The organism is Saccharopolyspora sp. NPDC000359, from assembly GCF_040300525.1.
Taxonomy (GTDB): domain Bacteria; phylum Actinomycetota; class Actinomycetes; order Mycobacteriales; family Pseudonocardiaceae; genus Saccharopolyspora.
The window spans coordinates 115,395-140,607 of record NZ_JBEPDU010000008.1 but is presented as its reverse complement, the minus strand read 5'-3'; the positions used below and the strand labels follow the sequence as shown (position 1 = coordinate 140,607).

Sequence of the window (25,213 nt, the reverse complement as noted above, 5' to 3'; positions counted from 1 at the left end):
GTCGGCAACGCGTTCACCCGTCCACCGAAGGCAGGAACTTCGGCGGCTGCCAAGCCGCCAGCTCCTGCTCCACCGCCGCCGCCAGCGACAGCAGCGCGGAGTCCTGCCGGTCACCGGCCATCAGGAGCAGCCCCACCGGGAGCTCACCGACGAACCCCGCGGGCACCGACGTCGACGGGTAGCCCGCCACCGCGGCCGGGGTCGAGGACGGGATGACGTCGTCGTCGCCGCGCCCGCAGTCCGTGGTCCAGGCAGGAGGATTGGTCGGGGCAGCGATCGCGTCCAGGTGGTGCTCCGCCATCGTCTCGTCGATCGAGCGCTTGGCCAGCTCGGTCAGCTCCGCGCGCATTGCCCGGTACCCCGGGTCCGTCGTCGGCGGCGCGACGAGGGCCTGCTCGAAGAGTTCCTGCCCGGCGAAGCAGGTCTGCTCCTCGGGCGTGGTCCGGGTGAACTCGATGAGCTCGGCGAGGTCCTGCGGCCCCTCCCGGGTGGCCAGGTAGGCGTCGATGTCGCGGTGGAACTCGCTGAGCAGCGCCGGGAACTCCAACTCGCCCAGCCGGTCCTGGTACGGCGGGGTCACCTCGACCACCTCCGCGCCCGCCGCCCGGAACTGCTCCGCGGCGCGCACCACCAGCGCGTCGACCTCCGGGCCGAGCTCCGGCAGCCGCCACAACCCGATGCGCTTGCCCGCCAGCTCGCCCCGCGGGACGACCGGGTCCGATCCCCGCAGCACGGCCAGCGTCAGGGCCGCGTCGACGACGTTGCGCGCCATCGGCCCGGCGGTGTCCTGCTCGGCCGAGATCGGCACCACCCCGGCTCCGCTGACCAGTCCCAAGCTCGGCTTGTGCCCGACGACACCGGTCATCCCCGCCGGGCACACGATCGACCCGTCCGTCTCGGTACCGATCGCCACCTGCGCCAACGACGCGGCCAGCGCAGCGCCGGACCCCGACGACGAACCGCACGGGTTGCGGTCCAGCACGTAGGGGTTGTGGGTCTGCCCGCCGACCGCGGACCAGCCGGAGGTCGGGGCTGCGGCGCGGAAGTTGGCCCACTCGGAGAGGTTCGCCTTGCCGAGGATCACCGCACCCCCGTCCCGCAGCCGGGTCACCAGCTCCGCATCGGTGTCCGGCGGCGCCCCGGCCAGCGCCAGCGAACCGGCGGTCGTCGGCATGTCCCGGGTGTCCACGTTGTCCTTGAGCAGGACCGGGATGCCGTCCAGCGGGCCGAGCACCCGCCCGGTCCGGTGCCGGACGTCGCTGGCCGCCGCCTGCGCCAACGCCGCCGGATTCGTCCGCAGCACCGAGTTGATCAGCGGGTCCACGGTGCGGATCCGGTGCAGGTAGGCGTGGGTCAACGCGGTGGAGGTGAGCGAACCGCCGGACATCCGCTCCTGCAGCTGCGGGATGGTGGCGGTGCCGAGGTCGAAGTCGAGCGCCGGAGCCGCACCGGCCCCGCGCACGTCGTGCGTGGTCATGAGGATCCCGGTGGTCAGAGCGATGATCAGCGCGAGCGCGCGGGTCCTGCGCATGGGGACATCAGACTACGGGGGGCCGGTGGCGGCAAGCGACTTTCGTGGGGGTTCGGCGATCAGTGGTGGAGCCCGTGCGGGGCTTGGTCAGCCTGACTTGGCGCACCGCGTCGCGCATCAGCTCCACCAGCTGGTCGCCCCGGGCACGTGCCGGTGCAGCGGCAACTTCAGCAGCGATGCCGTCCTGGACGGCGTCACCTCCGATGGGCACCACCACGATCACGAGCTCCGGACCGCGCCTCGGGGAGCGCGCGGACTATGACGGGCTCGTCGAGGCGATGTCGGCTTCGATCAGCGCCGTGATCTCGTCGTCTGAGTAGCCCAGCCTCGCCAGGACCCGCCTGGTGTCGGCGCCCTGCTCACGCGGGGCGGTGCGGACGCCGCCGGGGGTGCGGCCCAGCTTGATCGGGATCCCGGTCCCCCGGTAACCGTCCTTCTCCACCACCATCTCCCGGTGCAGCACCTGCGGGTCGGTGAGCGCTTCACCGACGTCGTGCACCGGAGTCGCGGGCACACCGCGCGCCAGCAGCGCTGCCGCGAGATCCTGCCGGGTCCGGGCGCGGATCGGCGCGGCGAGGATGTCCCGCAGCACGGCCATGTTGCCGACCCGGTCGGCGTTGGTGGTGAACCGCGGATCGTTGGTGATCTCCGGCAACCCCAGGACCTCGGCCATGGCGCGGAACTGGCGGTCGTTGCCGCCGCTGATGAAGATCGGGCCGTCCGCGGCGTCGAAGGTGTCGTACGGGGCGATCGACGGGTGCGCCGAACCGGTGCGCTGCGGGACCACCCCGGAGGCCAGCCACGCGGCGGAGTGCGGGTGCAGCAGCGACACGGCGGTGTCCAGTAGCGTGCAGTCCACCAGCTGCCCGCGCCCGGTGGCGTGCCGGTCGTGCAGCGCCAGCAGCACCCCGGAGAAGGCGTAGATGCCGGTCACCATGTCCACGACGGGCACCCCCACCCGCAGCGGCGGCCCGGACTTCTCGCCGTTGACGCTCAACAACCCGCCGTAGGCCTGCAGGATCGCGTCGTAGCCAGGGGTGGAGCCCATCGGGCCATCGGTGCCGAACCCGGTGATCCGGCAGTGCACCAGTTTCGGAAAGCGCTCGGCGATGACCTCGTCGGAGTAGCCCCACTTGGCCAGCGTCCCGGCCTTGAAGTTCTCCACCACGACGTCCACATCGGACAGCAGCTCGCCCAGCACCCGCTGCCCCTCCGGGGTGGCCAGGTCCAGGCAGATGTTCGCCTTGTTGCGGTTGAGCCCGCTGTGGTAGGCGCTCATGGTCCCGGTGACGAACGGCGGCCCCCAGCTGCGGGTGTCGTCCCCGGCGGGCGGTTCGACCTTGATCACCTCGGCCCCGTGGTCGGCGAGCATCTGCGAGCACAGCGGACCCGCCAGGATCCGCGACAGGTCGAGCACGCGGATCCCGCGCAGGCTCCCGGTGGTTTCAGCTGCGTTCATGAACCGTCCTGTTCACTCGATGATCTTCCACCGCTCCCCCGACCCCGGCGCACCGGACCACCCGCAACTCCCATGGGGATCAGGTGTCTGATCCCCATCGAAGTTGCGCCGGGACGGCGCGGGGGCGGGTCAGTAGGACTTGGGGAGGCCGAGGACGTGGGTGGCGACGTAGTTCAGCACCATCTCCTGGCTGACCGGGGCGAGGCGGAGGATGCGGGACTCGCGGAAGTAGCGCTCCACGTGGTACTCGCGGGCGTAGCCCATCCCGCCGTGGGTCTGGATCGCCTGGTCAGCGGCCTGGAACCCGGCTTCGGCGCACAACCACTTGGCCATGTTCGCCTCGCGCCCGCAGGACAGGCCCTGGTCGTAGCGCCAGGCGGCGTTGCGGGCCATCAGCTCGGCGGCGTCCAACCGGGTCGCCGCCTCCGCCAGCGGGAAGGCGATCCCCTGGTTCTGGCCGATGGGCCGGTCGAAGACGACCCGGTCCTGGGCGTAGCGCACCGCGCGGTCCAGGGCGGCGCGGCCGATGCCCAGCGCTTCGTGGGCCAGCAGGATGCGTTCCGGGTTGAGCCCGTCGAGCAGGTACCGGAAGCCCTGGCCCTCCTCGCCGACCCGGGCGCTGTCCGGGACGAACAGGTCGTCGATGACCACCTCGTAGGAGGCCACCGCGTTGCGGCCCAGCTTCGGGATCGGGCTCAGGTGCACGTGCTCGGGGTCGATGTCGATCAGGAACAGCGACATCCCGTCGGGGGCCCGGTCGACGTCCTCGCGCCGGGTGGTCCGCGCGATGAGCACCATCTTCTGCGAGTCACCGGCCTTGGTGATCCACACCTTGCGGCCGTTGATCCGGTAGCCGCCGTCGACGCGCTGGGCGAAGGTCGAGATGCGGGTGGTGTCGGTGCCCGCGTCGGGTTCGGTGACGCCGAAGCACACGTGCAGCGATCCGTCCGCGGCGGCGGGTAGGACCTCCTGCCGCAGTTGTTCGCTGCCGTGCTTGACGATGGTGTTGAGCCCGAAGATCGTCAGGTGCATGGTGCTGCAACCGTTCATCCCGGCCCCGGAGGCGGCGACTTCTTCCAGCAGCAGCGCCGCTTCCAGGATGCCGAGCCCGCCGCCGCCGTACTGCTCGGGGATGGCGATGCCGAGCCAGCCGCCTTCGGCGAAGGCCTTGTAGAACTCCCACGGGAACCGGCTGGCCGCGTCGCACTCCGCCCAGTAGTCGTCGGAGAAGCTGCGGGCCAGGTCGCGCGCGCCCGCCCGCAGGTCCGCCTGGTCCGCGGTCAGCTCGAAGTGCATGGCGTGGTCCTCCCGAACGCGCGGTGTTCGTATTTGCGTACACAAGCTCAGATATGTGAACACGATGATCCGCGCCGAGCCCGCCTGTCAACCCGCCGCGAAGCCTTGACAGTGATGCCGTTCACTTCGTAGGTTCACACTGACGACACGGCGTTCCTATATATGAACGTCGCTTCCCGCCCCGGAGCGGTTCCCCGCGCGGTTGCGCGATGATCACCGGCGAATAGGACTTGAGCGATGACGCTTGGCAGCGCTGCCCCGGCACCCCCGAACCCGGCCTCCCGCAAGGCCGTCGGTCCCGCCGTGGTGATCGGATCGGCCCTGGAGTGGTTCGACTTCTACCTCTACGCCTCGATGGCCGCGCTGGTCTTCGGTCGGTTGTTCTTCCCGTCCGGCGACCCGACCACCGCCACCCTGGCCGCGATGGCGACCTTCGCCGTCGGCTTCCTGGCCCGCCCCTTCGGCGGCATCGTCTTCGGGATGCTCGGCGACAAGTTCGGCCGCAAGGTGGTCCTGTCGGTCACCTTCCTGCTGATGGGCATCTCCTCCGGCCTGATCGGACTGCTGCCCACCTACGAGTCGGTCGGCATCCTCGCGCCCGTGCTGCTGGTGGTCCTGAGGCTGCTGCAGGGCTTGGGCGCCGGGGCCGAGCTGGGCAGCGCGATCGCGGTCGCCTACGAGCACGCGGACGCGAAGTCCCGCGGTCGCCTCGGTTCGCTGCCCGCGCTGGGTGTCAACATCGGACTGTTCACCTCCTCGCTGACCGTCACCGTGCTCACCAGCTTCGACGAGGAGTTCCTCTACACCTGGGGCTGGCGCATCCCGTTCGTGGCCAGCTTCGCCCTGGTGGGACTGGGTTTCTGGGTCCGCAGGCAGATGCCGGAGACCCCGGAGTTCGAGCGCTCGGCGCAGCAGCACCGCCGCGGGGGCTCCCAGCCGCTGCGCTCGCTGCTCCGCTCGGACTGGCGCGGGCTGGCCGTGGTGCTGGCGATCACCGTCGGCTACAACGGCGTCAGCTACGTGTTCAAGACCTTCTCGCTGTCCTACCTGACCGAGTTCCGCGACGTCCCGGCCAACATCGGCTCCTTCGGCATCACGCTGGCCAGCGCCTGCGCCATCATCACGGTGCCGATCGCGGGTCGGCTCTGCGACCGGGTGGGCGCCAAGACCGTGGTGCTGGTGGGCGCGGTGGCCACCGCCGCGCTGGCCTTCCCGTTCTTCTGGATGCTCGACTCCGGGCGCAGCGCGCTGATCTGGGCCGCGCTGGTGCTGGCCACCGGCATCGTGGTGCCCGCGATGCTCAGCGCCCAGGGCGCGTTCCTCGCCCAGCAGTTCCCGACCGCGACCCGCGCGTCCGGCCTGGGCACCGGACGCGAGGTCGGCGGCGCGTTCTCCGGTGGCCTGGCACCGCTGGCCGCGCTGGCCCTGGTCACCGCGACGCCGGGCAACGGCACCTGGGCGGTGTCGCTGATGTTCGTCGCCGGAGCCGCCTTCATCGGGGTGGGCGCGTTGTTCGACCAGGCCAAGCGGCTCACCGCGGTGGCCGAACGGCCGGTCGCCGAGCGGACCTGATCGGCTCCGGGAACGACGGCGGCGGTAGGTTCGACGGGGAAACTCGTGACGACGATGGGGATCGCAGTGCCACCTGCTGGAGCAGCCAAAGCGCACCGCACGGTCTCGCGGGTCACCACGATCCTCGAGCTGGCGGCGGCGAGCCGGTCCGGGGTGCGGCTGGCCGAGCTGGCCACCGCGCTGGACGCCCCACGCTCGTCGGTGCACGGCCTGGTCAAGGGCCTGGTCGCCACCGGCTACCTGCGCGAGGAGGGCAGCGCCTACCGGATCGGCCCGGCGATCAACTCGCTGCTGGCCGCCGCACCACCGACCGTCGCCGAAGCCGCCCGTCCGGTGATGGAGCGGCTGCACCGCCAGTTCGACGAGACCGTCATGCTGGCCACCCCGGTCGGGGACTCGGTCGTCTACACCGACGCGATCGAGTCCACCGAGCCGATCCGCTACTCGGCCCCGCTGCGCACCCGCCGCCCAATGCACCCGACCAGCTCCGGCAAGTGCCTCCTGGCCTTCGGCACCGGGCGGTTCCGCGAGTCCTACCTGACCGGACACCTGCCCGACCCGGCCCAGCGCGACCAGATCCGCCGCCAACTCGACGAGGTCGCCGAGGCCGGGGTGGCGATCAACCGCGGCGAAACCCTCCCGGACCGCAGCGGAGTCGGAGCCCCGATCTTCGAGAAGGGCAAGGTGGTGGCGGCGATCGCGGTGGCGGGCCCCAGCAACCGCATGGCCGACGAGATCACCGAGATCGCCGAAGCCACGAAAGCAGCAGCGCACGAGATCTCCCAACACCTCGCAGGCCGCTTCTGACCACCCCGAACCCTCCTGAACCACAGTTTCAACTGAAACCGTGAACCACCGCAGACAGACACCGCAGTTTCAACTGAAACTGCGGTTCACTGTGGGGACAGACCGCAGTTTCAACTGAAACCTCGAACCACCGTGGGGACCAGGCGCAGTTTCAACTGAAACTGCGGTTCACTGTGGGGACAGACCGCAGTTTCAACTGAAACCTCGAACCACCGTGGGGACCAGGCGCAGTTTCAACTGAAACTGCGGTTCGCCGTGGGCGGGGAGCGCAGTTTCAGTTGAAACTGTGGTTCGGGTGTTGGTGGGATGGGTGGGACTCGTGGTTCGGCGGGGTGTGGCGACGTAGGTTGGTGGGGGCATGGGCTCGTGGTTCGGCGGGGGGGTGGGTGGTGGACGCCTCGGCTCGGTTGCGCGTGGGGGTGCTCGGGCCGCTGGAAGTGGTGTCGGGTGGGGTGGGCGTTCGGATCGGTGGGAAGCGGTTGCGGGCCGTCCTCAGCAGGCTCGCGGTGGACGCCGGGCGGCAGGTGTCGGTGTCCGCGCTGGCCGAGGCGTTGTGGCCGGAGCAGGAGTTGGACGATCCGCAGCACGCGCTGCACTCGCTCATGACCCGGTTGCGGCGGGCGCTGCCGGACAAGTCGGTGCTGCGGTCCGGGACCTCCGGCTACTGGCTGGACATCGACCCGGACGATGTCGACGTCCTCCGCTTCGAACGGCTGGCGCGGGAAGGCCGCCTCGCGCTCAGCCGCGGCGAGCTGTCCACCGCGTCGGAGTTGTTGCGGGACGCGTTGGACCTGTGGCGGGGTGAGGCCCTGGCCGACGCCGACAACGCCCCGTACGCCGCAGCCGCTGCGGTGCGGCTGACCGAACTGCGGCTGGCCGCGGTCGAGGACCGCGCAGCCGCCGACCTGGCGCTGGGCCGCGATCCCGGCGCGCTCGCCACAGTACTGGCAGAGCTGACCGCGCAGCACCCGTTGCGCGAGCGGGCGAGCGCGCTGCTGATCCGGGCGCTGCACGCGGACGGCCGACGAGCTGCGGCGTTGCGCCACTTCGACGCCGTCCGCCGGTCGGTGGTCGGGGAGCTGGGCACCGAACCCGGCCCCGAGCTGGCCGAGGCGCACCTCGCCGTCCTGCGCGACGAACCGGCGAAGCGTCGGCACAGCAACCTGCGGACCGCGTTGACCAGCTTCGTCGGGCGGGAGCGCGAATGCGCGCAGATCCACGAGCGGTTGGGTGCCGAACGGCTCGTGACACTGGTGGGCGCGGGTGGCTCCGGCAAGACCCGGCTGGCCACCGCGGTCGCCGCGGAGGTCGCCTCCGACGCTTGGCTGGTGGAGCTGGCCCCGGTCGCCGACCCGGCCGGGGTTGCGCTGGCGGTGGTCGAAGCGCTCGGGTTGCGCGGAGCGCGGTCCACGATGGACCGGATCGTCGAAGCGCTCGCCGCGACCGAGGCGTTGCTGGTGCTCGACAACTGCGAGCACCTCGTGGCGGCCGTGGCCGACTTCACCGTCGAGCTGCTCGGCCGCTGCCCCCGCGTGCGGGTGCTGGCCACCAGCCGTGAAGCTCTCGGCATCGACGGCGAAGCGCTCTTCGCCGTCCAGCCGCTCGACCTCCCGACGTCCGACGGCGCGGAGTGCTCGTCAGTGCAGCTCTTCGCCGACCGCGCCAGGTCCGCGCGCTGGGACTTCGCGGTCACCCCGGACAACTCCGCGGCCGTGGCCGAGATCTGCCGGCGGCTGGACGGACTCCCGCTGGCCATCGAGCTGGCCGCCGCCCGGCTGCGCTCGCTGACGGTCGAGCAGCTCGCCGCGCGGCTGGACGACCGCTTCCGGCTGCTGACCGGCGGAAACCGCACCGCACTCGCCCGCCACCGCACCCTGCGCGCGGTGGTGGACGCGAGCTGGGAGCTCCTCACCCCGGAGGAAGCTCGCGGCGCTCGGTGGCTCGCGGTCTTCAGGGGCGGTTTCCCGCTGGAGGCCGCTGAAGCGGTGTGCGGTGCCGAAGCGCTGACCGCGCTCGTCGAGAAGTCCTTGGTGCAGCGGGTCGGTGAGCGCTACCGGATGCTGGAGACGATCCGGGAGTACTGCCTCGAGCAGCTCGCCGCCTCCGGCGAAGGTCCTGCCGCGCGGGAGGCGCACGCCCGCTACTTCCTCGAACTCGCCGAGTCCCACGAATGTTCGAGCCGCGATGCCGGACAACCCGAGTGGCTGCGCCGACTCGGGGACGAGCACACCAACTTGCTGGACGCGCTGCGGTTCGCCGTCGCCAACGACGAGGGCCTCGCCCTCCGCCTAGCCGCGCACATCGGCCCTCTGTGGACGTACCGGGGAATGCACACCGAAGCCGCCGAGGAACTCCGGTTCGCGACCGACAACCCGTCCGGGACGGTCGCCGCCGTGTGGTACCTGCTCAACGTCGTGCTTTCCGGTGCCGACCGCGCCCGGCTGGGGCCGATCCGGTGCGACTCGGCCCCGGACCACCCGGTGGGCGCGCTGCTCGACGCGGCGCTGGCCCTGGCCAGCGACGACGAGGAGCCGCCCCTGCCCTCGCACCCGGACGAGTGGACGCGGGCGATGGCCCACCTGATCCGCGCCTTCCGCTGCGCCAACCACGGGGGCGTGGCGGCGATGCGCCCCGACCTGGTGCGCGCGACGGAGGGGTTGCGCCGCTGCGGGGAGCGCTGGGCCCGGTCCACCGCGCTGTCCTCGCTCGGGTACGCGGAGTTGACCTGCGGCGACCTCGACCGCGCCGAATCCGCCCTGGTGGAGTCGGTCCGGCTGCGGCGGGAGCTCGACCCGGCGAACCCGGCCGTGCTGGAAGAGGTGTGGCTGGCGCAGGTCCTGCACCGCAAGGGCGCGGTGGCCGAAGCGCGAGCGCGCCTGCACGACCTGCTCGACGCCCCGACCGCAGCGGGGCATGCGCAGCTGGCGCTGGGAGACCTGGCTCGCCACGACGGCGACTTCGCCGCAGCGGCCCGCTTCTACCGGTCGATCGAGCTGCCGCAGCACACGCCGCTGCGCGCGATGCTCGACTGCGCACTGGGGAACCTCGCCGTGGCAACGGGAGACCTGCCCACGGCGCGCGTCCAGCTCGCCGACGCCTTCACCACGGCCTCGGCGACGCTGGACATGCCCCTGGTGGCGACCGTAGCGGTCGCGGTCGCCCGCCTCCGACATCGGGAGGGAGCGACCGCCGCAGCCGTGGAACTCCTCGATGCGGCCGAAGCCCTCCGCGGCGCCCCAGATCCCACGGACCCCGACACGCGAGCGCTCCGCGCAGCGCTCGACCACCCCGCTCGCTCCCTCAGCAGAACCGATGCCCTCGCCGCCGTGGAGGCGAATCTCGCCTGATCACCGGAACCCGATCACGCGGGCCAGGTAGCTGAGACCACCCAACCCGGCACGGACACCGTGACCCCGCCAACGCCCTCCAACGGGCGCAGCGCAGCCGCCACCGCCGCCCGCGCCTCCTCCACCGCCACCGGGTCCGCTTCACGCAGCCAGAACCGGACCGGCCCCATGCCGAAGATGAAGTCCACCGCGTCGTCGGCGTCGAGGCCGAGCACGTAGTCCGACTCCGACTCCCGCAACACCACGTCCCGGAACCCCGCGCCGCGCAGCACTCCTCGGATGTGCGCGCCGTCGGTGAAGTTCACCGGTCCCGGCGCGGTGTCCTCCGCCGGGTCCGGCAGCGGGACGTGCTCGCCCATCGCCGTCCAGACCACGTCGAAGCCGCTCGAACCGTCGCGGCCGCAGCCGAAGACGAGTCGGCCGCCGGGTTTCAGCGCGCCGCCGATGTTGCCGAACGCGGCGACCGGATCAGCGAAGTACATGATCCCGCCGCGGCTGAGGGCCACGTCGAAGTGCGCGGCGGGGAAGGCGTGCACCTGCGCATCGCCCTGCTCGAAGGTCACATGTGCCAGCCCCTCGTCGGCCGCCGCGGCCCGCGCGCGGTCCAGCATCGGCGCGGACAGGTCGACGCCCAGCACCTCCGAGGCCCGGCGCGCGGCGGTGCGGCTGGTCCGCCCGGTGCCGCAGCCGACGTCCAGCACCCGGTGGCCGCGCTCGATCGCCGCCACCTCGAACAGCGCCTCCGTGCTGGCGTCCAGCATCCGGTCGTAGCGGTGCCGGTTGTCCGCCCAGTGCTGGCCCTCGTAGCCGTTCCAGGCCTCGGCCTGGTGCTCGTTCACGATCTGCATGCCGAGCATGCTGCCGCCCCGCGCACACAACCCGCACACACCGTCGTGTAGATGTGTGTGCATGGCACGACCAGCGCTGATGGTGGGCATCGATGTGGGTACGACCGCTGTGAAGGTGGCCGCTTTCGACCTGGGTGGGACCCTCGTCGCGGCGCACACCACCGCCTACCCGATCCACCGCCCGCGCCCGGGTTGGGCCGAGCAGGACCCGCTGGACTGGTGGCGCGGCTGCACCGAAGGCCTCCGCGCGGTGCTCGCCGGGTTGGACGCGAGCGCGGTGCGGTCGGTCGGTGTGGTCAGCCAGGTCAACACCCACGTGTTCGTCGACGACCAGCTGCGCCCGCTCGCCCCGGCGATCATCTGGCAGGACCAGCGCTGCGCCGAGGTCGCCCGGGAACTCGACGCGCGGTTGACCCCGGCGGACAAGGAGCGCATCTGGGGCGGTCCGATCGTGCTCGACGCGTCGTTCGCCGGTTCCCGCGCGGAGTGGTTCGCCCGCGCCGAGCCCGAGCTGTGGGCGCGGACGCGCTGGGTGCTGAGCCCGAAGGACTTCGTGATCGCGAAGCTGACCGGGCGGATCGCCACCGACCAGCTGTCCGCGGTCCGCGTCGCGGGCCCGACCGGCTACCTGCGGGAAGCGGTCGAGCTGGTCGACGGCCTGCCCGGCAAGCTGCCGGAGATCGCCGCGCCCGAGGTCGTGCTGGGGCCAGCGGCCGAGCTCGGGGCCGACGTCGTGGTGGGCACGATGGACGCCTACGGCGCGGTGTTCGGCACCCGCACCACCGAGCCGGGACGGGGCATGGTGTCGTGCGGGACGTCGCTGGTCGTGGCGGGCGCATCCGCCGAGTCGGTGCCGACACCGGAGGTCGTGACCTTCCCACCCAAGGACGGGCTGCACGTGCACGCCGGGCCGACCCAGGCGGCGGGGGACGCCCTGCGCTGGTGGTGCCGCGCTTCCGGCCTGGGGGTCGAGGAGGTGCTGGCCGCGGCGGAGGCTGGCGAGCCCGGTGTGGTCTTCACCCCGCACCTGGTGGGCGAGCGCGCCCCGCTGTGGGATCCCGAGGTGCGCGGGAGCTTCCTCGGGCTCAGCTCGTCGACCTCGCAGGCGGACCTGTGCCGCGCGGTCCTGCAGGGCGTGGCGATGTCCGCCCGCCACGTGCTGGGCCCGGTGGAACACGCGTGCGGGTTCCCACTGCCGTCGCTGGCCTTCTCCGGTGGCGGGGCCCGCAGCGACCTGTGGACCCAGATCCACGCCGACGTGCTGCGACGCCCGGTCGAGCGGCTGCGGGTCCACGACGCCGCGGTCCTGGGCGCGGCCCTGCTGGGCGCGGTCGGCACCGGCGCCCACCCGGACATCGCGACCGCCGCCGCAGCGACCGTCGCGGTCGACCGGGTCTTCACCCCGGCCGCCGACGCCGACCGGCTGACCCCGTTGTTCGAGGCCTACCGCGAATCCCACGAGGCCCTGCGCGGCATCCACACCCACCTCACCACCTGGCGCGCCGCCGAAACTTGCTGATCGCGCATTTTTGCGCGACGCGCAATTCTTGCCTACGGTGGTACTCGTGAACACCGAGCAGCCAGGCCTGCGCGAACGCAAGAAGCAGGAGACCCGCAACGCGCTGAGCTGGGCGACCATCCGCCTGGTGGTGGAACGCGGGCTCGACGCGGTGCGGGTGGAGGACATCGCCGCCGAGGTCGGCGTTTCGCCGCGCACCTTCAACAACTACTTCGCCAGCAAGGGCGAGGCGATCGCCGCGCGCCACCAGGAACGGGCACGCCAGATCGCGGTCGAACTGCGCGCCCGCCCCGAGGCCGAACCGCTGTGGGAGGCCATCACCCACGCCGTGCTGGCACGCTTCGGCCTGGCGGAGGGCACCGGCGAGCGCGAGCCGGCACAGCAGTGGCTCGACGGCGTCCGGCTGATGGTCTCGGAACCGGCGCTACAAGGCGAGCTCCGCAAAGCCGTGGCAGCCGCCGAAGCCGAGTTCGCCGCGGCCGTCGCCGAGCGCACCGGCACCGACGTCGAGCGCGACCTGTACCCGAAGCTGGTCGCCGCCGCGGTCGGGGCCGCCATGACGACAGCCATCGGGCACTGGCTGCACGCCAGCGAACCCGTCCCGATGGCTCCGCTGCTGCGCGACGCGCTCCACCAGCTCGCCACCGGTCTCCCCACCCCCTGACCATCCGAGCCGAGGGAGAACCCCATGTCAGCACACGTCGTCATCGCAGGTGGCGGCCCCAACGGGCTGATGCTCGCCGCCGAACTCGGCCTGGCCGGGGTCCGCGCCGCGGTGCTGGAGCGCGAGCCGGAGCTCGTGCCCCGCAACCGCGCCAACGGCCTGGTCGGCCAGGTGGTGCGCCTGTTCGACCGCCGCGGCCTGCACCGGCGCCTCACCGGGACCGCCGAACCGCCGCGCCCGGCCCCGACCTTCGTGTTCGGCGGGTTCCCGTTGCCCCTGGCCGAACTCGAGGACAACCCACTCCACGTCCTGGGTGTGCCGCAGCACCGGGTTGAGCAGGTCCTCGAGGAACGCGCGGTCGAGCTGGGCGCCGAGATCCGCCGCGGCCACGAGCTCACCGGGTTCACGCAGACCGACGACGCGGTCATCGCCCAGGTCAGCAGCCCCACCGGCGACTACCAGCTGGACACCCGGTTCCTGGTCGGCGCGGACGGCGGGCGCAGCACCACGCGCAAGCTGCTCGGCATCGGTTTCCCCGGCGTGTCCCGCACGGACGTGGTCTCCCGGTTGGCGCACGTGTCGGTGCCCCGGGAACTGCTCGACGAGCGGACCGGCGGGCTCGACCTGCCCGGCACCGGCCGCATCCCGCCCTTCGTCCACCACCGGACCGAGCGCGGCGTGTTCGCCTTCGTCCCGTTCCCCGACCGGCCGTGGATCGTGTCCACGATGGAGTGGGACCCGTCGGTCGACGACCGGTCGCCGATGACGCTGGAGGAACTGCGCGCGAGCGCGCACCGGGTGCTCGGCACCGATGTCCCGCTCCAGCCGCCCGCTGGCGACGGCCACCTGCGGCGGTTGGTCGGCGGCAACACCCGGCTGGCCGAGCGCTACCGCGACGGCCGGGTCCTGCTGCTCGGCGACTCCGCGCACGTCCACTCGGCGATCGGCGGGCCGGGGCTGAACCTGGGTCTGCAGGACGCGGTGAATTTGGGCTGGAAGCTCGCCGCGGAACTGCACGGCTGGGCACCACCCGGCCTGCTGGACAGCTACGAGTCGGAGCGCCGACCGGTGGCCGAGCGCGTGGTCATGCACACCCAGGCCCAGTCGGCGCTGCTCTCCCCCGGGCCGGAGACCACCGCCCTCCGCGAGCTGTTCGGCGAACTCCTGCAGAACCCGCACAACGTCCAGCACATCGCGAACACCATGTCCGGCGCGGACATCCGCTACGACCTGGGCGACCCGCACCCCCTCGTCGGCCGGTGGGCACCCGACCTGCACCTGGAGGGCCCAACGGGACCCGTCCGCCTCGCGGACCTGACCACCACCGGCCGCCCCCTGCTCCTCGGTGCGACCGACGCCTTGGCCGAAGCAGCCTCCGGCTGGTCAGACCGGGTCGACATCATCAGGACCCGATCCGAAGCCCCGGCGATGCTCCTCCGCCCAGACGGCCACATCGCCTGGACCGCCGACTCCCCCAACCCTCTCCACGAAGCCCTCACCACCTGGTTCGGCCCCCACCGGCACCCCCACCCAACGACAACCAGCAACCCAAGGAACCGGCCCCCACAACGCAACTTCCATTGAGGTGATCTCACCGGACCCGCACAGGTGAGTTGCCGGATGATTCACAGTTTCAACTGAAACTGCAACCCCAGGCAAGCGCCGAAACCGCTTCCACCGGCACCCAGCGCCGATCGCGGGCGTTGCTGAAGGGCGCCTCCTCCGACTGAACCGGCGAAAGGTGCCCTTCACTTCGGGCGCGCGAGTGTGGTGACGTGTCGCCAGGTGGTTACAGTTTCAATTGAAACTGTAACCACCGGTGTGTTGGGCACCCGACACGCCGGTGATGCGTCGGGACGCTTTCACTGAGATCACCTCTTCGGAACCAGACATGCGATTCCGGTGGAAGTTGCGTGCGGCGAGGCTCAGCCGCGGATCTTGACGTGCTCGATCTCGACGGGGAGGACTGGTTCGCCGTCGCCCGGGTCGCCGTTCTCACCGGGGACGATGCCGCCCGCCACGATCGCGTCCAGGACCTCCATGCCTCGCACGACGCGGCCCAGGACCGTGTACGCGGGCTTGATGTTGGCGTGCGAGTGGACGATGAAGAACTGGCTGCCGTTGGTGTCCGGCCCCTGGTTGCCCATCGCGATCGTGCCGCGCGGGTAGGTCTCCGCGCCGGTCACCTCGTCGGCGAACCGGTAGCCGGGGCCACCCTCCTCCACCGACCAGATGTCGCCGCACTGCAGCACGCCGAGCCGCTCGGAGTTGGTCAGCCGCCAGCAGCGGGACCGGTCGTAGAAGTCGCTGCGCGCCAGGTGCACGAGGTTGTGCACCGCGCACGGGGCGTTCGCGCGGTCCAGCTCCACCACGATGTCGCCGTGGTTGGTCTCGATCTCGGCCCGGACCGTGCCCCGGGACTTCGCCTTCGGCTTCGGCGGGGACACCTCGCGGGCCGCCGGGTTCTCCGGGGTCGGGATGTACTCGCACGTCGTGCGGTGCGGCGGCCGCGGCGACTCGGCGTTCGCAACGGCGGCGGGGGTGGCGGCGAGGATTACCGCGAGGATTCCAGCGAACCAGCGCAACTTCATGCGACGAACCTAATCACCCGAGCGGACCTGCCACACCGGCGAACGGACGAGTCACCGCAGCGCCGGACGGGGGTCCGCGCGAAGGGTGCGGGCTTGGGCGAGGGCTTGCGCTGGGGGTTGGTTCCAGCGGGTCAGGCCCAGGACGGCGTAGGTCTCGTCGAGCGTCCGGTAGGTCTCTTCCAGGAGGGTTGCGGCGAGGGCGCAGGTCAGGGACTCCGGGGCCGCGTGCAGGGCTGGGGGCGGGGCGGCTGTTGCTCGGCGTTGCTCCGGCCGGGTCGGCTGCTGCTCGCGGAGCGCCATCCTCACCACCCTTGGGTTGTTCGACAGTGCGCGTGCCGACCGGACGTCGGTACCGCTTCCGCTCTGCACCGTACTGGTGACCACGTGACCCGGTCAACCGTCAAGTGACTTGAACATAGCTTCTTACAACACGATCATATGCGCATTTACCTGGACTTATGCTTCATAAGTGAATATTAGATAGACCATCGAAGGTCGCTGGGTATCCCGCCGCACCGCGGCCCGGTGGCCATGACCAGGCAAGGCTCGGGCGGTTCGCGCATGGATCGCCGCGAACCCCGTACCGCGCAACGATGTCCACAACCAGCAGCAGGAGGCACCGGCTCGCGGTCCGGCATGTGGGACGGCTCCGGCTGCGGCCGCTGTCCGCGTAGCATCCTCCGCCGTGGTTCCGAGGCTCGTGATGTTGGTGGCTCGACGGCACGTGGACACGTGCCGGGTCACCAGTGCTGCCTGTCGCGCGTGACGCTCCGCGACCGCCGCTCCAACACCTTGAGGAACCACGCATGTCTTCGCAGCACGCCCCTGGCGTCGACACCGCAGGCCTGGCCCAGGGCCTGAAGCGCAGGCACATGAGCCTGATCGCCCTCGGCGGGGTGATCGGAGCCGGGTTGTTCGTCGGCAGCGGGGTGGTGATCGGCTCCACCGGGCCCGCGGCGGTGATCTCGTTCCTCGTCGCCGGTGCGCTCACCGTGCTGATCATGCGGATGCTGGCCGAGATGACCGTGGCGCGCCCCGCGCTCGGCTCCTTCTACGCCTACGCCCGCGAGGCCCTGGGCGAGCGCGCCGGTTTCGCGGTCGGCTGGATGTACTGGTACTTCTTCAGTACGCGGCGGCGCTGCAGGCGCTGCACGTGCCGGGCGCCAGCACGATCATGAACGCCATCGTGCTCACCGCCGTGCTGTCCTGCCTGAACTCCGCGCTCTACGCCTCCTCGCGCATGCTGTTCGCGCTGACCCAGCGGGGTGACGCGCCGAGCGGGCTCACCAAGCTCAGCCGCAGCGGGGTGCCGCGCCGCGCGTTGCTGGCGGGCACCGTCGTCGGCTACCTGTCGGTGATCGCCGCCTACACCTCCCCCGACCTGGTCTTCGCGTTCCTGGTCAACTCCTACGGCGCGGTGGCGCTGTTCGTGTACCTGGTCATCGCGATCTCCCAGGTGCGGTTGCGACGCCGGGTGGACGCCGCGCAGCTGCCGCTCAAGATGTGGCTGTTCCCGTGGCTGAGCTACCTGACCATCGCGCTGATGCTGGCGGTGATCGCGGCGATGGCGGTCCTGCCGGACACGCGGTCGCAGTTCTGGCTGAGCCTGGTCACCCTGGCGGTGGTGCTCGTCGGCTACGAGGTCCGCCGACGCCGGGCACCGCGCGGTTGAACGCTCCCATGGAAGTCGCGCCGGAACCGGGTCAGCGCTTGGTCCGGCGGGTGGGGGTGGCGGTGGTGGGGTCCTCCGGCCAGGGGTGCTTGGGGTAGCGGCCGCGGAGTTCGGCCCGGACCTGGTGGTACCCGTTGCGCCAGAAGGAGTTCAGGTCCGCGGTGACCGCCGCGGGGCGGCCCGCCGGGGACAGCAGGTGCAGCACGAGCGGCACCTCGCCCCCGGCGATGCGCGGCGCTTCGGTCCAGCCGAAGACCTCCTGCAGCTTGACCGGCAGGACCGGCTGGTCGGTGTAGTCGACCCTGATCCGGGATCCGGAGGGCACTTCGACGCGGTCCGGGGCCAGCTCGTCCAGTCTTCCGGCCACCGACCAAGGAAGCAGGCGGCGCAGGGCACTACCCGCCGGGATCCGCCGCAGGTCCGCTCGACGGCGGGCACTGCTGAGTTCGGGCTCCAACCAACTGTCCACCTGGGACAGCAGGGACTCGTCGTCGGTGGCTGGCCAGGGGTCGCCGAGCGCGTGGTGCAGGAAGCCGAGGCGTTGGCGCAGCCGCCGGGCGTCGTCGCTCCAGTTCAGCAGTTCCAGGCCTTCCGCACGCAGGCCGTCCAGCAGCGCGCGGCGCACCTCGGCCGGGGCGGGATCGCGGATCGGTCGCTGCGCCAAGGTGATCGCGCCGAGCCGTTCGACGCGGACCGCGCGCACGTCACCGTCCACCCAGCCGATCTCGTCGGCGGTACCGACCAGGGCGGGCGCGGCGGCTCGGGCCAGCTCCTCGTCCGCCGGAGCGGCCAGTCGGATCGTGCCGTGGGCGCTGCCGGGCGATCGGTCGGCGACCGCGACGGCGAGCCACTCCGAACCGCGCACGCTCGCGTTCGGCGGCAGCTGCACCGCGGTCCCGGACGCCATCAGGTACACCGGGTACTCCACGTCGCGGCGCCGCGCCAAGCGCTCCGGCTGCGCGAGGGCGACGACCAGTGGCGCGTCGCCGTTGCCGGGGTGCGCAGGCACCAACGACCGCAGCCTGCGGACCTCGCTGCGCCACCGGTCGCTGCCCGGTCCACCGCGCCGCAGCCCAGCCAGCGCGGTGTTCACGTCGACCTCGCTGGTCAGCGCGTCGTTGTCCAGCAGCGCGACCACCTCGGCCGCGATCTCGGTGCCCGCCCGCTCGGCCCCGTCGAGCAGCGCTCGGGCGAGCCGCGGGTGCAGGCCGAGCTCGGCCATCCGGCGGCCCCGGTCGGTCACCGCCCCGGACTCGTCCAGCGCCCCGAGGCCGCGCAGAACTTCACGCCCGGCGGCGAGCGCACCGGTCGGCGGCTCGTCCCACCACTCCAGCGCCGCGCCGTCCGGGGTGCCCCAGCACGCCAGCTCCAGCGCCAGCCGGGTCAGCTCCGCGGTGCGGATCTCCGGTTCCGGGTAGGCCGGGAGCGTACTGTGCTCGTGCTCCGGCCAGCAGCGGTAGACCACGCCCGGCCCCTGCCGCCCGGCACGACCGGCGCGCTGGTCGGCGACCGCCGCCGACACCCGCACCGTGGCCAGGCCGGACAGCCCGCGCCGGTTGTCCACCCTCGACACCCGGGCCAGCCCGGAGTCGACCACCGCCCGCACACCCGGCACCGTCAGGCTCGACTCGGCGACCGCCGTCGCCAGCACCACCCGGCGCCGGTCGCTCTCCCGCAGCGCCGAGTCCTGCCTCGCGCGGGGCAGCCTCCCGTGCAGCGGGAGGACGTCCACATCGGACTCCGCGAGCTGTCCGGCCACCCGCCGGATCTCGGCGGCTCCGGGCAGGAAGGCCAGCACATCGCCGTCCTGCTCCGCGAGCGCCGTGCGCACCGCACGTGCCACACACGCCTCGATCCGCTCACCGCGGTGCGGCGGCACGTGCGCGGTGCGCACCGGGTGCGTCCGCACGTGCGCCTCCAGCACCGGGGCATCCCCGAGGAGTTCGGCCACCCGCCCGGCGGCAACGGTCGCCGAAGTCGCCAGCAGCCGGAGGTCCGGACGCAGCCCGTCGCGCGCGTCCAGCAGCAGCGAAAGCAGCAGGTCGCCGTCCAAGTGGCGCTCGTGGCACTCGTCTAACACCACCACGTCGACACCGGGCAGCTCCGGATCGCCCTGCAGGCGCCGCACCAACAGGCCCGAGGTGACCACCTCGACCACCGTGCGCCTGCTCCGGCGGCGATCACCGCGCACCGAGTAGCCCACGCGCTGGCCCACGTCCTCGCCGATCAGCGCGGCCATGCGCTCCGCTGCGGCGCGCGCGGCCAACCGGCGGGGTTCGGCGACCACGACCCGCAGGCCCTGCTCGGCCAGCGCGAGCGGGACCAGTGTCGTCTTCCCCGTGCCGGGCGGGGCGACCAGCACCGCGGTACCGCGCTCGGCCAGCGCCCCGGTGACGTCGTCGAGCACCGCCCGCACCGGCAGCGCGGGAAGCCCCCGCTCCATCACAGCTCCTCGTACCCCGTGGACGGAGCGGTCAGACGATCTCGTCGTCCTCGGGGACCCGGGTGTAGATCGTCTCGCCGCGCAGGACGGTGCGCAGGCAGCGCGGCATCGGCGCCTGCGGCGAGAGGTCCGGCAGCGGCGGCACCCCCGAGCGCGGGTCGGTCGACCAGCGCTGCACCCGCGAGTCCGGCGCCGCCACCACGAGCTCCCCGGCGTCCCACACCGCGTAGGTCGCGGGCGCACCGGGCACGAGGGTTCCGGTCACACCGTCGTCGACGCCCGCTGCGCGCCAACCCCCGCGCGTGTGCGCGGTGAACGCGGCGCGCGGCGAGACGCCGAAACCGTCAGTGTGGTGGTGCACAGCGGCCTGCACGGCGCGCCACGGGTCCACCGGGGTCACCGGGGCGTCCGAGCCGAACGCGAGCAGCGCGCCACTGGCGGCCAGCTTCGAGAACGGGTTGAGCAGCGTGCCGCGCGGCACGCCGAGACGCCGCGCGTACATCGCGGCGGAACCACCCCAGGCCGCGTCGAACGCGGGCTGCACCGACGCCACCACGCCGTAGCTGCCCAGCTCGGCGGCCTGCCGCTCGTCCACCATCTCCAGGTGCTCCAGCCGGTGGCGCAGGCTCGCCAGCGCGGGGACGCCGACCACCTCGGCCGCCTTGCGGAAACCCGCGCAGACCTCGGCCACCCCGGCGTCGCCGATAACGTGGAACCCGGCCTGCAAACCGGCCCGGGTGCAGGCGATCAGGTGCTCGGCCACCGCGTTGGCGTCGAGATAGAGCACCCCGGAGGTGCTCGGGTCGTCGACGTAGGGCTCGCGCAGCGCCGCGGTGCGCGAGCCGACCGCACCGTCGACGAAGAGGTCACCGGCCAGGCCGCGGACCCCCAGCTCCGCCGCGCGGTCCACCGCGCCGAGCTCGCCCCAGTAGCCGATGACCTCGGGAACCCCGCCCTGCGCCGAGATCGCCAGCAGGTCGGCCAGGTCGTCGGCCCCGGAGATGTCCGGCCCACCGCACTCGTGCACGCAGGCCACGCCCTGCGCCGCCGCGTGCCGCAGGAACGCCGCCTGGGCCTCCTTGCGCTGCCCGGAGCCGAGGCTCTCCCGCGCGGCCCGGCGCACGTGGTGGTGCGCCACGCGGGTCAGCGGGCCGGAGTCGCTCCAGCCCTCCGCGCCCCGCGCCAGCTGCGCGCGCTCCACCAGCGCGGTGGACACCAGCGCGGAGTGCACGTCGATCCGGGACAGGTACACCGGCGCACCGGCGGCGGCCCGGTCGATCTCCTCGCGCGTGGGCGGGCGGCGCTCCGGCCACCAGGTCTCGTCCCAGCCATGCCCCCACACCAGCGCGCCCGGGTACTCGGCGACGTGGTCGCGCAGCGCGTGCAGGAACTCGGTCAGCGAGGCGCAGCCGGTCAGGTCCAGTCCGTTGAGCAGCAGGCCGGTGGAGGTCGCGTGCACGTGCGCGTCGACGAACGCCGGCGCGACGAACGCCCCTTCCAGGTCCACGACCTCGGCATCGGGGTGCAGCGCGCGGCCGACCTCGTCGGAGCCGAGCCAGGAGATGGTGCCATCGGTCACGGCCATCGCCGTGGCGGCGGCGTCGACGGGCGAGTGGATTCGTCCGCCGAGCAGCAACGTGGTCTCGGACATGTCCTTCGTGCTTCCCCGTCTCGGGTTTTCGCGGTGCTGACCGGCGCGCGGCGCCGGCGGGATGGGCTGGTTCGGGCGAGCTTACCCGCCTCCGCGCAGCCCTCCGACGGACCGTCGCCCCGATCAGTCCCGCGGCTGCTCGTCGGACCGTCCTGCCTGCGCAGACCGCTGCGGCGGCAGCAGCCGCGGCCCGTCGCCGGGAGCGCGCACGTCGTCCTCGGTGACCGACACCACCTCGCCGTCGATCACGTCGCTGCCCGGCGCGGCAGCACCGCGCTCGCGGTACGCCCGCTGGGTGTGCAGCCACACCTGGTCGTGCACCTCCTGCGACCGCCGCTCCGCGGCGCGCAGCATCCGCTTGCGCAGCACCGCCCGCACCGGCGGGAGCAGCAACAGCAAGCCCGCGACGTCGCTGAGCAGACCCGGCACGATGATCAGGAAACCCGCGGCGGCGATGAGCACGCCGTCGGAGACCTCCCGGTCCGGCGACCGGCGCAGCCGAGCGGCCTCCCGGAACTCCTGCATCGTGCGGCGCCCCTCGCGGCGCAGCAGCCAGGAGCCCAGCACCGCCCCGGCCACCAGCAGACCGAGGGTGGGCAGCACCCCGATCGCCTGGCCGAGCCCGACCAGCACGGCGATCTCGGCCACCACGGCTAGCAGGAGCACAACGAAGATCGGCACGGCGGAGGCCCTCCTGTCGACTGCAGTCACCGGGTACAACGAACCAGACCCGACAAATGCTCCCGCACCGGGCAGAGGTGATGGAGATCCTTCCCCACGCGCCCCATAGAATTCCTCCCGATGCGGGCGCACAGAACGAAAACACTCCTCTTCGTGGCCGTCAGCGGGGTGCTGGCGCTCGCGCTGCTGATCAGCGACCAGTACCTGCCCGGGCTGCCGCTGCAGCCCAAGCAGCTCCCGTCCGCGGTGGTCACCATGGGCGACAGCACGCTGTCCGGCGAAGGTGGTGGCGACTACCTGGCGGGCACCAACGGCGAGCGCGGCAACTGGTGCCACCGCTCCGCCGCGGCCCCGATCAACCAGCTCCGGCTGCCGCCCGAGGTGACCCGCATCAACCTGGCCTGCTCGGGCGCGGGTGCCGAGATCGTCGGCGCCGCCCCGGAACCCGGCCACCCGGAGGGCTCGCAGTCCGCGCAGCTGGCCGAGCTGGCCAAGCGCTACCGCGTCACCGACATCGTGGTGCAGGTCGGCGCGAACGACGACGTGGGCTTCACCGACGTGGTCAACCAGTGCGTGGAGGCGTGGGTGCGCCGCGCCGAGGAGGGGTGCGCCGGGCCGCTGCGCACCGACTGGCCCAAGCGCGTCGAGCGGATGCAGCCGAAGGTCCGCAGCGCGCTGGAGGACGTCCGGGCCGCCATGGACAGCGCCGGGTACACCCCGAGCAGCTACTCGCTGGTGGTGCAGTCCTACGCCTCCCCGGTGGGCCCCGGCATCCGCCCGGAGGTGCAGAACCTGTCCGGCTGCCCGTTCCTGACCAGCGACCTGGAGTGGATCCGGGACACCGGGGTCCCCCAGCTGTCCAGGGGCTTGCACGAGGTCGCCCAGCAGGCGGGAGCCCGCTTCCTCGACCTCTCGCGCGCGGGCGTGGGCCACGAGGCGTGCACCGGGAACCCGCGGACGGGCGAGGGCGAGTGGTTCACCCGCCTCTCGGTGGACTGGCCGAGCCTGCAGGACGAACGGCGCGCCGCGCACGCGATGCAGGAGTCCTACCACGCCAACGCCGCGGGCCACCGCCAGCTGGGCCGCTGCCTGAGCGAGTTCCTCAGCACCGAGGAGCCGACGGCGGCCTGCTTGCCGGACGCCCAGGGCAACCTGCACCCGGTCCCGGAGCACGCCGCCGCCCTCCACGCCAACCCCTGACCCCAACCTCCCCGGATCCCTGAGGCGCCCTCGGACGCGAAGGCTCGGCGGGGTGCGGAGACCCCGCAGTTTCAATTGAAACTGCGATCCCCAGGCACGCCGAACCGCAGTTTCAATTGAAACTGCGGTTCGGGCGACGTTCCCAGCCGCATCCGACCACCACAACAGTCCGCGCGGGGACCGGGACCAGTCGCTCCGCCCTGGCCGGGCTGCCGGGGCACGACATGCCGGTGCCCGTCGGCGGATCCCGGTCAGATCGCCGGTGGGCGGTTCTCGAACGGGGTGGACAGGACCACCGTCGTGCGGGTCGAGACCTTCGCCGCCTCGCGGATCTGGCGGAGCAGCTCCTCCAGACCCAGCGGGGAGGCCACCCGGACCTGCAGGATGTAGGACTCGTCTCCGGCCACCGAGTAGCACGACTCGATCTGCGGCAGGTGCTCCAGGCGCTGCGGGTAGTCGTCCGGGGCCGCCGGGTCGATCGGGGTCAGCGAGATGAACGCGGTCAGCGGCAACCCGATCTGGTCACCGTCCACTTTGGCCGTGTAGCCCTGCAGCGCACCGCGCTGCTCCAGCCGCCGCACCCGCTGGTGCACCGCGGACACGCTCAACCCGACGCGTTCGGCCAGGTCGGTGAAGCTGCACCGGCCGTCGCGGGCCAGCTCGCGCAGGATGGCCCGGTCGGTTGCCTCCAGCACGGCCGGAGATGCGGTTCGGTCGCTCACGCCGGCAGCACCACCAACTCGTGCGGCTGGTTGTTCACGCTCTCCACCCCGTCCTCGGTGACGATGACGATGTCCTCGATCCGCGCGCCCCAGCGGCCCGGCTGGTAGATGCCCGGCTCGATGCTGAAGGCCATGCCCGCCTCCAGCTCGATCGCGTTGCCGCCGACGACGTAGGGCTCCTCGTGCACGTCGAGCCCGATGCCGTGCCCGGTGCGGTGCACGAAGAACTCGCCGAACCCGGCGGCGGCGATCGGTTCGCGGGCGGCGGCGTCGATGGACTCGGCGGTCACGCCCGGCCGCACGGCCTGCACCGCGGCGCGCTGCGCGGCCTCCAGCACGGCGTAGGTCTCGCGGACGTCGGCCTGCGCGGGCTCACCGACCGCGTAGGTGCGGGTGCAGTCGGAGTTGTAGCCCTCCGGGATCGGGCCACCGATGTCGACCACGACCACGTCACCGCGCTCGATCACCCGGTCCGAGACGTCGTGGTGCGGGCTGGCACCGTTGGGACCGGAACCGACGATGACGAACGCGGCCTCGGTGTGACCCTCCTCGAGGATCGCGGCGGTGAGGTCGGCACCGACCTCGGCCTCGGTGCGACCCGGCTTGAGGAACTCGGCCATCCGGCCGTGCACCCGGTCGATGGCGGCCCCGGCCTTGCGCAGCGCCTCGATCTCGGCGGCATCCTTGCGCATCCGCAGCTCCCGCAGCACGCGGGTGGCGAGCACCTGCTCGGCGTCGGGCAGCGCGCCGCGCAGCGGCAGGACGTGCAGCGCGGGCATCGCGTCGGCCACGGCCAGCCGCTTCGGCTTCCCACCGCGCCCGGCCAGGTCGGCGACGATGGCGTGCGGGTCCTGGCCGTCGACCCAGGTGACGGCCTCGATGCCGAGCTCGGCCAGCGGGATGTCGGCGAAGCCGAGCTCCTCCAGCTTCGGCAGCACCAGCGCGGGCTTGCCGTCGGCTGGCAGCACCAGGCAGGTGAGCCGCTCGTGCGACTCCCCACCGGCACCCAGGAGGTAGCGCAGGTCGGAACCGGGCGTGATCAGCAGCGCGTCGAGGTCTGCCGCGGCTGCGGTGTCAGCCGCCCGGGTCAGGCGAGCGGCGAGCACGGACGGGTCCTGCTTGAAAGAGTCGGTGGCCATAGCTCCCCAGCCTAATCCCGGACCGAAGCCCCGCCGCCCAGACGGTCCGACCGTGCGCACTGGGATCGGCG

19 protein-coding genes and 1 pseudogene are annotated in these 25,213 nt (G+C 72.4%); 9 read left to right on the top strand and 11 right to left on the bottom strand.

Going from position 1 to position 25,213, the window contains the following annotated elements; translation table 11 throughout:
• Positions 1-13: 13 nt before the first annotated feature.
• The 3 genes from ABT324_RS08260 to ABT324_RS08250 form a co-directional block, all read right to left on the bottom strand.
• Positions 14-1,477: an amidase family protein gene (locus ABT324_RS08260; RefSeq protein WP_502949714.1), complete on the bottom strand. Its 1,464-nt coding sequence runs from the start codon at positions 1,475-1,477 to the stop codon at positions 14-16.
• A gap of 310 nt (positions 1,478-1,787) precedes the next feature.
• The gene (locus ABT324_RS08255; protein WP_351173646.1) at positions 1,788-2,990 is read right to left on the bottom strand and encodes a CaiB/BaiF CoA transferase family protein; all 1,203 of its coding nucleotides are present in this window, start codon (positions 2,988-2,990) and stop codon (positions 1,788-1,790) included.
• 129 nt (positions 2,991-3,119) lie between these two features.
• Positions 3,120-4,286 carry an acyl-CoA dehydrogenase family protein gene (locus ABT324_RS08250; protein WP_351173643.1) on the bottom strand — a complete coding sequence of 389 codons (1,167 nt, stop codon included), beginning with the start codon at positions 4,284-4,286 and terminating at the stop codon, positions 3,120-3,122.
• A gap of 237 nt (positions 4,287-4,523) precedes the next feature.
• Here ABT324_RS08250 and ABT324_RS08245 point away from each other — a divergent pair, with 237 nt between their 5' ends.
• From ABT324_RS08245 to ABT324_RS08235, 3 genes are all read left to right on the top strand, one after another.
• Entirely contained in the window at positions 4,524-5,858 is a 1,335-nt protein-coding gene (locus ABT324_RS08245; protein WP_351173640.1) for an MFS transporter, read from the top strand.
• A gap of 54 nt (positions 5,859-5,912) precedes the next feature.
• Positions 5,913-6,665: an IclR family transcriptional regulator gene (locus ABT324_RS08240; RefSeq protein ID WP_351173637.1), complete on the top strand. Its 753-nt coding sequence runs from the start codon at positions 5,913-5,915 to the stop codon at positions 6,663-6,665.
• A 389-nt stretch (positions 6,666-7,054) separates the two neighbouring features.
• Positions 7,055-10,012, top strand: a complete 2,958-nt coding sequence (locus ABT324_RS08235; RefSeq protein WP_351173634.1) for an ATP-binding protein — start codon at positions 7,055-7,057, stop codon at positions 10,010-10,012.
• A gap of 14 nt (positions 10,013-10,026) precedes the next feature.
• Here the strand turns inward: ABT324_RS08235 and ABT324_RS08230 are convergent, their stop codons facing one another.
• The gene (locus ABT324_RS08230) at positions 10,027-10,860 is read right to left on the bottom strand and encodes a class I SAM-dependent methyltransferase (RefSeq protein ID WP_351173632.1); all 834 of its coding nucleotides are present in this window, start codon (positions 10,858-10,860) and stop codon (positions 10,027-10,029) included.
• 61 nt (positions 10,861-10,921) lie between these two features.
• On the opposite strand from ABT324_RS08230, the gene ABT324_RS08225 reads away from it, so the two are divergent.
• From ABT324_RS08225 to ABT324_RS08215, 3 genes are read left to right on the top strand one after another with little or no spacing between them, the layout of a single operon-like run.
• Complete coding sequence (locus ABT324_RS08225; protein WP_351173629.1) at positions 10,922-12,379, top strand: xylulokinase; 1,458 nt, start codon at positions 10,922-10,924, stop codon at positions 12,377-12,379.
• A gap of 46 nt (positions 12,380-12,425) precedes the next feature.
• Positions 12,426-13,043, top strand: a complete 618-nt coding sequence (locus ABT324_RS08220) for an acyl-CoA-like ligand-binding transcription factor (protein WP_351173626.1) — start codon at positions 12,426-12,428, stop codon at positions 13,041-13,043.
• 24 nt (positions 13,044-13,067) lie between these two features.
• A complete protein-coding gene (locus tag ABT324_RS08215) occupies positions 13,068-14,627 on the top strand; it encodes an FAD-dependent monooxygenase (RefSeq protein ID WP_351173623.1) in 1,560 nt (519 codons plus the stop codon).
• Positions 14,628-14,968: 341 nt separating this feature from the next.
• On the opposite strand, the gene ABT324_RS08210 is transcribed toward ABT324_RS08215, so the two are convergent.
• Positions 14,969-15,634: a peptidylprolyl isomerase gene (locus tag ABT324_RS08210; protein WP_351173620.1), complete on the bottom strand. Its 666-nt coding sequence runs from the start codon at positions 15,632-15,634 to the stop codon at positions 14,969-14,971.
• 51 nt (positions 15,635-15,685) lie between these two features.
• Complete coding sequence (locus tag ABT324_RS08205; protein ID WP_351173617.1) at positions 15,686-15,934, bottom strand: hypothetical protein; 249 nt, start codon at positions 15,932-15,934, stop codon at positions 15,686-15,688.
• Between the two features lie 385 nt (positions 15,935-16,319).
• Here ABT324_RS08205 and ABT324_RS08200 point away from each other — a divergent pair, with 385 nt between their 5' ends.
• Together ABT324_RS08200 and ABT324_RS08195 are read left to right on the top strand one after the other, a co-directional pair.
• Positions 16,320-16,400 (top strand): putative leader peptide, encoded by an 81-nt coding sequence (locus ABT324_RS08200; protein ID WP_502949713.1) that lies wholly within the window; start codon positions 16,320-16,322, stop codon positions 16,398-16,400.
• 106 nt (positions 16,401-16,506) lie between these two features.
• Positions 16,507-17,306 (top strand): annotated as a pseudogene (locus tag ABT324_RS08195) (amino acid permease).
• A gap of 31 nt (positions 17,307-17,337) precedes the next feature.
• Here the strand turns inward: ABT324_RS08195 and hrpB are convergent.
• From hrpB to ABT324_RS08180, 3 genes are all read right to left on the bottom strand, one after another.
• Entirely contained in the window at positions 17,338-19,749 is a 2,412-nt protein-coding gene (hrpB, locus tag ABT324_RS08190) for an ATP-dependent helicase HrpB (protein WP_351173614.1), read from the bottom strand.
• Positions 19,750-19,780: 31 nt separating this feature from the next.
• Positions 19,781-21,400, bottom strand: a complete 1,620-nt coding sequence (locus ABT324_RS08185; protein ID WP_351173611.1) for an amidohydrolase — start codon at positions 21,398-21,400, stop codon at positions 19,781-19,783.
• A 123-nt stretch (positions 21,401-21,523) separates the two neighbouring features.
• A complete protein-coding gene (locus ABT324_RS08180; RefSeq protein WP_351173608.1) occupies positions 21,524-22,081 on the bottom strand; it encodes an FxsA family protein in 558 nt (185 codons plus the stop codon).
• Between the two features lie 153 nt (positions 22,082-22,234).
• On the opposite strand from ABT324_RS08180, the gene ABT324_RS08175 reads away from it, so the two are divergent.
• Positions 22,235-23,281 carry a GDSL-type esterase/lipase family protein gene (locus tag ABT324_RS08175; protein ID WP_351173605.1) on the top strand — a complete coding sequence of 349 codons (1,047 nt, stop codon included), beginning with the start codon at positions 22,235-22,237 and terminating at the stop codon, positions 23,279-23,281.
• A gap of 251 nt (positions 23,282-23,532) precedes the next feature.
• Here the strand turns inward: ABT324_RS08175 and ABT324_RS08170 are convergent, their stop codons facing one another.
• Positions 23,533-23,973 (bottom strand): Lrp/AsnC family transcriptional regulator, encoded by a 441-nt coding sequence (locus ABT324_RS08170; protein WP_093155725.1) that lies wholly within the window; start codon positions 23,971-23,973, stop codon positions 23,533-23,535.
• A 26-nt stretch (positions 23,974-23,999) separates the two neighbouring features.
• Complete coding sequence (locus ABT324_RS08165) at positions 24,000-25,142, bottom strand: M24 family metallopeptidase (protein WP_351173602.1); 1,143 nt, start codon at positions 25,140-25,142, stop codon at positions 24,000-24,002.
• Between the last annotated feature and the right edge of the window lie 71 nt (positions 25,143-25,213).

Bases quoted from the DNA above. Each gene is read 5' to 3' on its own strand.
- ABT324_RS08260 (WP_502949714.1), bottom strand. From the start codon at position 1,477: ATGACCACGCACGACGTGCGCGGGGCCGGTGCGGCTCCGGCGCTCGAC.
- ABT324_RS08255 (WP_351173646.1), bottom strand. From the start codon at position 2,990: ATGAACGCAGCTGAAACCACCGGGAGCCTGCGCGGGATCCGCGTGCTC.
- ABT324_RS08250 (WP_351173643.1), bottom strand. From the start codon at position 4,286: ATGCACTTCGAGCTGACCGCGGACCAGGCGGACCTGCGGGCGGGCGCG.
- ABT324_RS08245 (WP_351173640.1), top strand. From the start codon at position 4,524: ATGACGCTTGGCAGCGCTGCCCCGGCACCCCCGAACCCGGCCTCCCGC.
- ABT324_RS08240 (WP_351173637.1), top strand. From the start codon at position 5,913: ATGGGGATCGCAGTGCCACCTGCTGGAGCAGCCAAAGCGCACCGCACG.
- ABT324_RS08230 (WP_351173632.1), bottom strand. From the start codon at position 10,860: ATGCAGATCGTGAACGAGCACCAGGCCGAGGCCTGGAACGGCTACGAG.
- ABT324_RS08225 (WP_351173629.1), top strand. From the start codon at position 10,922: ATGGCACGACCAGCGCTGATGGTGGGCATCGATGTGGGTACGACCGCT.
- ABT324_RS08215 (WP_351173623.1), top strand. From the start codon at position 13,068: ATGTCAGCACACGTCGTCATCGCAGGTGGCGGCCCCAACGGGCTGATG.
- ABT324_RS08210 (WP_351173620.1), bottom strand. From the start codon at position 15,634: ATGAAGTTGCGCTGGTTCGCTGGAATCCTCGCGGTAATCCTCGCCGCC.
- ABT324_RS08205 (WP_351173617.1), bottom strand. From the start codon at position 15,934: ATGGCGCTCCGCGAGCAGCAGCCGACCCGGCCGGAGCAACGCCGAGCA.
- hrpB (WP_351173614.1), bottom strand. From the start codon at position 19,749: ATGGAGCGGGGGCTTCCCGCGCTGCCGGTGCGGGCGGTGCTCGACGAC.
- ABT324_RS08185 (WP_351173611.1), bottom strand. From the start codon at position 21,400: ATGTCCGAGACCACGTTGCTGCTCGGCGGACGAATCCACTCGCCCGTC.
- ABT324_RS08165 (WP_351173602.1), bottom strand. From the start codon at position 25,142: ATGGCCACCGACTCTTTCAAGCAGGACCCGTCCGTGCTCGCCGCTCGC.